General features: G+C 60.4%; 2 protein-coding genes. Both read left to right on the top strand.

Annotated features, from left to right (window positions below):
• The coding region (locus tag JMF90_RS34235; protein ID WP_374104319.1) for a YadA family autotransporter adhesin at window positions 1-2,054 on the top strand (2,054 nt) is incomplete at its 5' end.
• On the top strand, window positions 2,011-2,212 hold a 202-nt coding region (locus JMF90_RS34230), incomplete at its 3' end, for a hypothetical protein (protein WP_201326090.1). The genes JMF90_RS34235 and JMF90_RS34230, both read left to right, overlap by 44 nt.

Raw genomic sequence — 2,212 nt, 5'->3', positions numbered from 1 at the left:
AAAGTGGTAAGTCAATGGAATGTGCCAGTGGCGACAATATTTATGAAAAAAAAGTAGCGTTGTCGTTGGTGAGTGGCATTGACGTTGCTAATTCGAAGGTTACATCTTTCGCCGCAGGCGGGGCAGGCGCCGATGCGATGAACGTCAAACAGTTGTATTCGTCGACCGATGAGAGTGTCGTGATTGGTAATGGCGCGCGTGCTGACAAGTACAACGGTTGGGAGGTTGGCAGTGTTGCGATCGGACCGAAAGCGATTGCCGGTAGATTCGACCAAGTCGTAATCGGAAATGAGGCGAGTGCTTCGGAAGACTACGCTGTCGCAATCGGCTTGAATGCAAATGGTGCGGGTCAATTCGGGGTAGCGATCGGGCCTTGGGCAAGCGCACAAAAATCTGCTGTGGCTATCGGGTCGTCAGCGGAAGCTCAGGAAGAGGGTGTAGCTATCGGGGCCAGAGGAACGGCAGTGAGCGGTTCGGTAGCTATCGGCAGCGACGCGAAGGCAGACCGTGTCGATACCGTTTCGGTGGGAGGCGGAAAGTACGGGCCACTTCAGCGCCAGATCGTGAACGTGGCAGCGGGTACGCAAGACACCGACGTCGTTAACGTGAAGCAACTAAATGGCGTAGCGACTGCGTTGGGTGGCGGTGCAGGCGTCGCTGCAGATGGCAGCGTAAAGGCACCGACGTACAAGTTGGACGCCGGCGAGACCACTGTTCAAAACGTTGCCGACGCGGTGTCGAACCTCGACGGCCGTGTGACGACGAACGCGACGAACGTCGAGAAACTGCAAGGCAACTTTGCTGATACTGGCCTGCTGGACGCGAAAACGGGCAAAGTGACTGCGGCGGTAACGTCGGACCAGATGAATGCCGCCGTTGCGAAGGCTAGCAGTGACCGGCTTGATGCCGATTGGGTCACGATCGGGAAGGATGCGTACGCAACCAGTAATAATGTCGCGGTAGGCGAGGGCGCGAAGGCGGATACTGGGGGAGCGGGAGCGGGCGTGATTGCTATTGGCGCTAACGCAGCAGCCGGTCGGCCGGGGTATTCGGGTGCTATTGCGATTGGCGACGGCGCGCGCGCGGTCGGTGGCTCGCAAGGCGGCTGGATGCGTGCAGTAGCAGTCGGAGCAGGCGCGCAGGCGCAGGGGGTTTCTGTTGCCATTGGACCCGATGCTCAGTCCAGCCCAGGTAATGGGGTCGCGGTAGGGGACCACGCCAGTGTAGGCGCGAATGCCACGTGGGCGGTGGCGCTTGGCACTGGCTCGGCAGCTGAGCGAGCCGATACGGTCTCAGTGGGGAACACCAAATCCCAGCGTCAGATCGTGAACGTTGCAGCGGGTACGCAGGACACCGACGTCGTGAACGTGACGCAGTTGAAGAGCGTAGCGACGGCGCTGGGTGGTGGTGCGAGCATCGGCGCCGATGGCAGCGTGACGGCGCCGGCGTACACGCTGGACGGCGGCAAGATGACCGCGCACAACGTTGGCGACGCGGTGTCCAACCTCGACGGTCGCGTGACGAAGAATGTATCCGATCTTGAGAGCTTGAAGGGCGAACTGTCGGACTCCGACAAGTACATGAAAGCAAGGGGAACGACTGCGGCGCAAGCGACCGGGGCTCGGAGCATTGCTATTGGCGATAACGCAGTCGCAAAATACTCGTACGGACCCGGGGAAGGGGGCGATACCAATATCTCCATCGGTGCAAACTCATTCACGTCTACGGAATGGCACCAGGTAGCGCTTGGTGAGGGTGCCTACGTTTGGGCAGCCAATTCGGCCGCCATTGGCTTCAATGCCAGTGCTACGTCCATAGACAGTGTCGCACTGGGCAGTGGCTCTGTGGCAGACCGCAGGAATACGGTATCAATTGGATCGGAGAAGAATCAGCGTCAGATCGTGAACGTTGCAGCGGGTACGCAGGACAACGACGTCGTGAACGTGACGCAGTTGAAGGGCGTAGCGACGGCGCTGGGGTGGCGGTGCGGGCATCGGTGCCGATGGCAGCGTGACGGCACCGACGTATCACGTCGGCGACAAGACCTACGGTAACGTGGGTGACGCGATCACGGCTGCGGCGGAAACCGGCCGCGGTACGGATCCGAACGCGGTTGCATACGACGATGCGGCGAAGAGCACGATCACGCTGGCTGGTGAGCAAGGCACGACGCTGAAGAACGTCGCAGCCGGCGCGGTGAGTGCAACGAGCA

The sequence above is a fragment of the Burkholderia sp. E168m23 genome, assembly GCF_016586125.1.
In the GTDB taxonomy this organism is placed as follows: domain Bacteria; phylum Pseudomonadota; class Gammaproteobacteria; order Burkholderiales; family Burkholderiaceae; genus Burkholderia; species Burkholderia orbicola.
The sequence above is the reverse complement of the archived record's forward strand: the minus strand, read 5'-3'. Positions and strand labels throughout refer to the sequence as shown.